Below are 8,151 nucleotides of genomic sequence, written 5' to 3' on the forward strand. Positions count from 1 at the left end.
ATCTGTGCAAGGAGTGAGTCGTAATCATCCTGGGTTGCCTCCAGTGATTTCTTTTCTGATTGTAGCTTGGCCAGATTCTCCTTCTGTTTGGTTGATTCGGATTCAACATCTTGCTGTTCCTTTTGTATCTGTGCAAGGAGTGAGTCGTAATCATCCTGGGTTGCCTCCAGTGATTTCTTTTCTGATTGTAGCTTGGCCAGATTCTCCTTCTGTTTGGTTGATTCGGATTCGATAACCTGTCTCTCCTGCTCAATCTGTGCAAGGAGTGAGTCGTAATCATCCTGGGTTGCCTCCAGTGATTTCTTTTCTGATTGTAGCTTGGCCAGATTCTCCTTCTGTTTGGTTGATTCGGATTCGATAACCTGTCTCTCCTGCTCTAATGTATTTTGGATTTCATCAAATTCAGTTTTTGTATTTTCTAATTCTAACTCCTTTTCTTTAAGTTCCTTCAGCAATGCTATTTTTTCACCTAGATTAGATTTTTGAGATTCTTGCATTTCTTGAATGCGTTTTTGTTCTTGCACAATATTTTTCTCTATTTCCCCTTGTTCTTTTTGAACACGAATTAAATTTTCTTCTTGTAATTTAGATTCTTTCAGTAAATCTTCTTTTTCTTTTTTAATTTTATCCAAGATAGAAATGGTCTCGGTTTTTATTTTTTCAAGTTCTTCTTTTTGAATAGTGATTCGTTTGAATTCATTAATGTTGGAAGCGATGGTTTCTCGCTCTATTTTAATTTGGGAATCTAGATCATCGTTTATAGATTCAATTAGTCTCTTTTGTTCCTTACTGGTTTGCTTGATTTCTGATAATTGTAAATTTTCACGTTCAGACGTTGTGAGTTCACTTACTTCATTTTTTTGCATATCACTTTGATCAGAATCAGTACTTTTCTGCGTGACAAATTTATTTTCATCCCAGCTTTGGGGCAATTCACCTTTTGGATGTAATGTGCTTTTAAATGATTGACTTTCATCTTTAATTTCAATTGATTTGATTTCTTCATCATGCAAACTGGCCGAGTTATTTGCCGTTTCATCTAGTTTTTTCTGAAGATAAACCTGATCAGAGTGGTACAAAGATCTGCCTTTTAACAATAAGTCATAGATGTATTGAAGCCGTCCATAGTCACCGGAACCAGAATCAATTAATTGTTTGACAAGTGGCAAAAGGGGATTGTGTGTAATTTCCTTATCTTCATATGTTATTGGAGATCCTAATAATTTTTCAAGATATTGTTGGTCTGAATTAAACAGGATCTTACCATATTTTAGAGATTTACGAATGTTATCTAATCTACTAACATCATACTTACCAGCATCAATTAAACTATCTATTCGTTTTATCGCTTCAGAAATTGTTAATTTATCCATTTATTTCACATACCCATCATTTTTGATGATGTAAGAACAATATTAAAAAACTTTCAGATTTGCATCATAAGTGTCATAATAGACGATCAAACAAGTTTATGTGAGGACAAGACAATGAATTATCTTTTCTGAAGATATGCTTCATACTCAATGTTTCTACAGAAAAAATACATTCATCAGAAAAGATACTACGAAAAACCATTTTGTTGTTCAGAAAAAATAGGAGATGAAACAGAAAAAATGGAACTTCCAGACATATTCATTACTACATATTGTACTCTATTTGGATCAAACAATTTTAGATCAAAAACTTCACGAGGAGTGTTTTATTATCAGGCATAAAACGGAATTACTATTTTTACTGATTGTCAATAAAAAGGATCTCCCTTTCTGTGTCTGAAAAGGTGGTTATGACTTATAATTACATGAGTTGGTTTTTTGGAGAGTTGTCATAATGAAAATAAGAATAGATGGAAATTAGTGAAAAAATCCTTTGATGATTATTCAGTTGTAATTGCAGTTGTAATTGCAGTTATTATTGATGCTAAAGGCAATATTCGAGAAGTCATTATGAATACAGGAAAAACAGTGGCAATTAGTTATTAAAGATGAGGAATTGATCAGAAATATAATTTGAAAAATTAAGTTTGAAAAAGGCCTGCGATGAAATACTAAAAGGTCAATTTTTCAAACCTAATCTCTTTTTGATTTTTCTTTTAAATTACTCACCATGAGTGAACAGATAACAGAAAAGCGCATTCAGAATAAAAATGAAGAAGAAATTTCAAAAAACAATCAGTATTTTGAAGTGTACAGAAAAATGGTTAGTCAGATGGCAAAGAATTCTGAAAAAGAGTATTTCCTAGATGTGTAACCCAGGGTTAATTTTGAACTAACGATTACCATGGCCTTTTAGGAATTTTACGTTAAACTGGTTTTTTGTCGTTTAAGAATCAATCAAGATTACTTGTAACAGAATATGCCAAAACAGCCCAAACTTACAGAAACAAAAATTGTTAAAAATACGCTTTTTGGATTATTTCTTAATTCATCTTCGGTTTCAAATGACGGATTCAAAATTTTGACATATTACCATCCATCAAGACAAAATACCAGGCAGGCAGACCTGGAATCAATGGTCTTAAGCCTTAATTGCAAATGAAATATATCTACAAGATTGAAAGGATTTGCTCTAGCAACATTATTTTTTATCATTCCCTTAACATATGCCCAAGACTATCCAGAATACTAAGTAAGTGTTGAGACAGTGGCTGAAAATCTCACAATCCCAGGGAGCATTGATTGGACCATGATGGAGACATATTATTTACTGAAAGAAATGGCAATCTAAGAATCATTCAAGACGGTCAATTGCTAGAAAAATCGTTACTAACACTTGGAGTAGAGGGAGGAATGCTAGGATTGACAGTTGATCCCAATTTTGAGGAGAATAGCTTCATCTACATCTATTATACTTACAATGAATTTTTAACAACTACAAACAAGCTTGTAAGATTTCAATTAACAGGTAATGCATTAACTGAAGACAAAACATTGCTTGATGGAATTCCTGACGGGCCATTCCATGATGGAGGAAGAATTCAATTCAGACCAGATGAAAAACTTTACATCACAACTGGTGAAGCGGCAAACCCAGCTTTGGCCCAAGATCTAAATTCACTTGGAGGAAAAATTCTTAATCAATTCTGATGGGACAATTCCAGACGATAATTCCTGGAAAGATTCTGCAATTTTTCAATAGGGCATAGAAATCCCCAAGGCATTGACTGGGATTAATCAGGAAATCTTGTTGCGACAGAGCATGGCCCATCTGGATGGAGGGATGTTGCACATGACGAAGTAAATGTGATCATTCCAGGCACAAACTATGGATGGCTTGACATCATTGGAGATGAAACCAGAGAAGGATTGCAGAACCCAATCTTACATACGGGTGAAGACACATGACCCCATCTGGTGTCGAGTTTTACTATGGGGATAAAATTCCAGACTGAACTGGAAAATATTTTGTTGAGACATTAAGGTGAAGCCACTTGCATGCAATTGACTTTGATTTGAAAAATAATAGTCCTATCACATGAAAAACTATTCCAAGATGAATTTGGATGATTACGGGATGTAGCAACAGGTTCGGATGGGTACCTGTACGTACTGACAAGCAATCAAGACGGAAGAGGATCGCCTATCTTTGATGACGATAGAATTCTCAAAATCGTTCCATTAGATGATCATGGTTAAGAAAAAATGCAGGATGGTGGAGTCAGGGATTGTCATCTGATGATGAATTTACAAAGAGCATTCAATGGATGATAAATAATGGATTTATCAAAATATAGTTTTGATTGCATCTAATTAGAAGCATTTGAGATTTAGCATCTACTTTTTATCCCATAATTGCATACACAGTATAGAAAGCTGACACAATTTTCTATTGTCTGAATACTGGTAATTGTTTACCAGTCTGAGCATACAGCAGTACTGTGTAAAGGTTAATCCGCGCCAGTCAGCTTTCAAATTTTTAAAATACGTCAAATAAAGTCACATCATGAACATCAAGATTGGATGTACTGGTTGGAGCTACGAAGGATGGTCTGGAACATTTTATCCTAAAAACTTAGAAAATTCAAAATGGTTAAAATATTATTCTCAGATCTTTGAAATTACCGAAATCAATTCCACGTTTTATAAAATTTCTGCCCAAGAGATTGTAAAAAGATGGAATAAAGACACATCCATACATTTTAGATTTACAGCAAAATTTCCATCAATAATTACGCATGAAAAGAGATTAGATAGAGTAAATTCAGAAATTTTTTCATTTTTGGCTTCTCTTTCTCCAATTCATGAAAAAGTTTCAGCCCTAGTGTTACAGTTGCCACCATCATTGTCGTTTGAAGAGGCAAAACCAAGATTAGACGAACTTTTTGATTTGCTTCCAGATAATTTTGTATACCCTATAGAAGGTAGGCATGAGTCTTGGTTTTCAGAAGATGCAATAGAGTATCTAAAACAAAACAGACACTGCCTTGTATGGAACAAAGTTGCAGGAGTGAATAACCCAATGCCAATTACATCCAACTACCTCTACATTAGATTGATAGGAGATCGTTCTATATCAGATTCAGAATTTGGAAGAGTTGTAAAAAACAAAGATGCACTTGTTGCAAATTGGGCAAAAAAACTTGAAAAAATAAAAAATATTCCACTTGGAATAGTAATGATAAACAATCATTTTGAAGGATTCAGTCCACATACCGCAAATTCTTTAAGAATGAAACTTGGTATGCGGGAATTAATTTGGGAAGGGAAAAAACAGAAAACTTTGGGTAATTTTTAAAATAGATATTTTGAATAACTAAGGCAATGGTTGAATGGAACTAGTACTAAGACCAATTGCAGTTCCAAAATAATAACCAGCCAAAATAGTTGCACTAGACCAAATACATGAACCACCAAATGTGTACAAAACAAATTTAGGAATTCTCATTTTGAGTAACCCTGCAGGAATTGAAATCATCTCTCTCATTACAGGAACCATTCGTCCCAAGAAAACTGCCTTGTCACCATATTTCTCAAACCATATTTCAACTCGCTCTAATTTTTTGTCATTTACTTTAACAAATCTCAAGTAACGAAGTAATACAATACGTCCAAGCTTTAATGCAATTAAATAGATAGCAGAAGTTCCAATAGTTGCACCAAGTGCACCAAGAATAATCATAGGAATTATTCCTAACAAAGTCACATCCTGTTGAGATGCTAGAAATCCTGCAGTTGGAAATATTGCTAGAGTGGGAATTGGTGGAATTATAGTCTCAAGCAATGCTGCTAGGAATATTCCTTCGTAAAGATGATCCCCTAAAAAATCTGCAATCCAGATTAGAAAAGAATCAAATGGTTCCATTTGCTTCTGGCAATAAAATCTTACTAAATTACCTTACGAGTAAAAACTATAAAATGTTAGGCGTAATTTTTGCAGAAATTAAGGTTTAAGAAAAACTTTCAGAGTTTCAGGTTTTTTTGTATGTTCAATTGCTTCTGAAAACTTTTCCAAAGGGAAAGTAGAATCTATCATAGAATCAACTGAAACCATTCCAGTTGCAAGCGCATCTATTGCAGGTTTGAATAATCCACAACGAGAGCCAATCAGAGTAATCTCATTAACTACTACAGGAGTCAGATCAAGGTTTTCTCTTGATGCAATAGTTGATTTCAGGATTACAATCCCACGTGGTTTTATCAATTTCATAGTATCAGTAAACCCAGAATTACTTCCAGTAGCTTCTACTACCAAATCAAAAGATTGTTCATCAGGTTTTTCAATGCCAATTTTTATTTTAACTCCAATGTTTATCAAACTCTCAAGTTTACTTTTATGTCTGCCAAAACATGTAATATTAGGACATGTAAGTTTTAGAACTCGTATAATTAATTGAGCTAATCGCCCATCACCAACGACTGCAACTTTCCATTGAGATTGTAGTGATACTTGTTCTTTAATTTCAAATGCAGCAGATAATGGTTCAACAAAAACTGCTTGTTCATCAGTTATAGAATCAGGTATGACATGTAGATTCTTTTCTGGTAATGAAAGAAATTCAGCAAATGCACCATCTCTTTTCAAAATTCCAAGGACTGTTCGATTAGGACAGTGTCTATCCATTCCTTTTTCACAAGATTCACATAAACCACAACCTGCATTGATTTCACCGACAACACGTTTTCCAATTAAACTAGGATTTTCTGCTTTTTCCACAGTTCCAACAAACTCGTGACCTAAAATTCCATCATATTCCATATACCCATCTAAAATTTCCAAGTCAGTTCCACAAATGCCAGCTAAATTAATTCTGACTAAAACCTCTCCAAGTTTTGGATCAGGATAATTTTCCTTATATCTAGTATTTTTTCCATCAAAACACATAGCTTTCATAAAAAGAATAATGTTGTTTTCTAATTTTAAAATAGTTAAATTCTAAAAATGAAGCTCATTTTAAATAATTTAGGTTCATCAAATATACATGCCAAGAATTTCTCACTTTGATATTCCAGTAGACAATCCAGAAAGAGCTCAAAAATTCTACACCGATGTATTTGATTGGAAGTTTGAGAAATGGGATGGACCTATGGATTATTGGATAGCAAAAACTGGAAAAGAAGAACCCGGAATTGACGGAGGAATGTCAAAGAGAATACCAGGACAAATAGGAATGACCAACACAATCAATGTTCCATCAATTGATGTATTTGCAAAAAAGATCACTGGGAATGGAGGACATTTGATTATTCCTAAAATGGCAATTCCAAAAGTTGGTTGGTTTGCACAATGTACAGATACGGAAGGAAACATGTTTGGGATAATAGAAATGGATGAAAAAGCAAAGTAATACCACCTAAATTAATAATTAGGAAAAACACACAATTTCGATTGAGTTACAAGTTTCTAGATCATGCAACAGATGCGATAATCGAGGTAAAAGCAAATAATCTCAAAGAAGCGTTTGCAGTGGCAGCTGATGCAGAAATTAATCTTACACTAGATCAAGACAAAGTAGAAGAGAAAGATCAAAAGGAGTTTTCTGCCAAGGGAAAAGACATACGTTATCTTTTGTTTAGTTGGCTAGAAGAAATTCCATTTGTGCTAATCACAGAAGGATTTGCAATCAAAAGACTAGAGTTCGATATTGAAAAAAATAATGGATACACAATCAATGCAACTGCATATGGAGAAACATTGGATGTAAAAAAGCATAATTTCAAAGTAGAGATCAAGGCTCCAACATTTTATGACATGGAAATCAGAGAAAACGGCGGAGTTTACATGAGATTTTTGCTTGATCTCTAGATATTGTGAATAATAATTAGCAATTCTCTAGAACAAATTATACGTGTTTTTTAAAAGACTCGGTTGCAAATCCACTATTGTGAGAGTAAAACTAGGACTATTTGTATTATTTTCACTGGTCATTCTAATGATAGTACCAGTTCATGCGGATGTCACGTCTCTTTCATTGGAAAAGAACTTTTACACAATTGATGAGAATTTTACCATAATTGGAACACAAGACGGTAAAGAAATTGTTTATGTGATTATTCGTGATTCAAATGGAAACTATAAAGGAATGATATCAGACCCTACTACAACTCAAGGCGAATTTAGTACAATTCCAAGAGGAGTTGAAATGTTTTTTGACCGTGAAGGAATTTACAATGCTATAGGATTTACAGATAGTCAAAAAGAAGTGAATGGTACTTCAATATTATTAGAATTTGATGGAAAGAAGGTATTTGAAGTTCCAGATTTTGTATTACAGTTAAAAGATATTCCAGATAAAACAGTAGAAGTTGAAAAGACAGTTACATTTACAGTAAGTGTTACTGATAGTGCAGCTAAAGACATAGTATTCAGTTTAAAGAATCAACCAAGTGGAGCTACAATTGATCCAAACACAGGAAAATTTATTTGGACTCCATCAAAATCTCATGGAAATATTCAAGATGTGGATTATAGTTTTGACATCATAGCAAAAAGTGGAAGTCAAGAAGATAAAGAAAATGTCACAATTACAGTAAAGCAAGCATATGTGGAACCAGAAGAAAAACCAAAAGAACCAGAGCCAACTGTTGAACCAGAACCAATAGATGAACCTGAAGAGTTAGGAATCGCATCATTTGTTGATGAGAAAAAAGATCCGCAAAGCTATGTTGACAGGTATAACAACGAGGCAACATACAAGAAGTGGTTTGATGAGAACTT

9 protein-coding genes and 1 pseudogene are annotated in these 8,151 nt (G+C 33.8%); 7 read left to right on the plus strand and 3 right to left on the minus strand.

The annotated features are described in order from the left end of the window. Positions 1-1,373, minus strand: a 1,373-nt coding sequence (locus OEW78_RS09130) for a hypothetical protein (protein ID WP_300326996.1), incomplete at its 3' end; no start/stop codon positions are given. Positions 1,374-1,853: 480 nt separating this feature from the next. Between OEW78_RS09130 and OEW78_RS09135 the strand changes: the two genes are divergently transcribed. The 4 genes and pseudogenes from OEW78_RS09135 to OEW78_RS09150 all read left to right on the plus strand — a co-directional run bounded on the left by OEW78_RS09135 (position 1,854) and on the right by OEW78_RS09150 (position 4,731). Continuing rightward, on the plus strand, positions 1,854-1,979 hold the full coding sequence (locus OEW78_RS09135) for a hypothetical protein (RefSeq protein WP_300326997.1): 126 nt from the start codon (positions 1,854-1,856) through the stop codon (positions 1,977-1,979). A 124-nt stretch (positions 1,980-2,103) separates the two neighbouring features. Beyond that, on the plus strand, positions 2,104-2,247 hold the full coding sequence (locus tag OEW78_RS09140) for a hypothetical protein (RefSeq protein WP_300326998.1): 144 nt from the start codon (positions 2,104-2,106) through the stop codon (positions 2,245-2,247). A 497-nt stretch (positions 2,248-2,744) separates the two neighbouring features. Then, positions 2,745-3,341: pseudogene (locus OEW78_RS09145) on the plus strand (PQQ-dependent sugar dehydrogenase). A 598-nt stretch (positions 3,342-3,939) separates the two neighbouring features. Then, positions 3,940-4,731, plus strand: coding sequence for a DUF72 domain-containing protein (locus OEW78_RS09150; RefSeq protein ID WP_300326999.1), 792 nt, complete (start codon positions 3,940-3,942; stop codon positions 4,729-4,731). Between the two features lie 18 nt (positions 4,732-4,749). On the opposite strand, the gene OEW78_RS09155 is transcribed toward OEW78_RS09150, so the two are convergent. Continuing rightward, positions 4,750-5,298 carry a DedA family protein gene (locus OEW78_RS09155; protein WP_300327000.1) on the minus strand — a complete coding sequence of 183 codons (549 nt, stop codon included), beginning with the start codon at positions 5,296-5,298 and terminating at the stop codon, positions 4,750-4,752. A gap of 78 nt (positions 5,299-5,376) precedes the next feature. Beyond that, positions 5,377-6,327, minus strand: a complete 951-nt coding sequence (locus OEW78_RS09160) for an alcohol dehydrogenase catalytic domain-containing protein (RefSeq protein WP_300327001.1) — start codon at positions 6,325-6,327, stop codon at positions 5,377-5,379. A gap of 88 nt (positions 6,328-6,415) precedes the next feature. Between OEW78_RS09160 and OEW78_RS09165 the strand changes: the two genes are divergently transcribed. The 3 genes from OEW78_RS09165 to OEW78_RS09175 form a co-directional block, all read left to right on the plus strand. Next, positions 6,416-6,781, plus strand: coding sequence for a VOC family protein (locus OEW78_RS09165; RefSeq protein WP_300327002.1), 366 nt, complete (start codon positions 6,416-6,418; stop codon positions 6,779-6,781). A 41-nt stretch (positions 6,782-6,822) separates the two neighbouring features. Then, complete coding sequence (locus tag OEW78_RS09170; RefSeq protein ID WP_300327003.1) at positions 6,823-7,239, plus strand: archease; 417 nt, start codon at positions 6,823-6,825, stop codon at positions 7,237-7,239. Between the two features lie 127 nt (positions 7,240-7,366). Further along, positions 7,367-8,151: putative Ig domain-containing protein (locus OEW78_RS09175; protein WP_300327004.1), on the plus strand; the 785-nt coding region annotated here is incomplete at its 3' end.

The sequence above is a fragment of the Candidatus Nitrosopumilus sp. genome (genome assembly GCF_029882185.1).
In the GTDB taxonomy this organism is placed as follows: Archaea; Thermoproteota; Nitrososphaeria; order Nitrososphaerales; family Nitrosopumilaceae; genus Nitrosopumilus.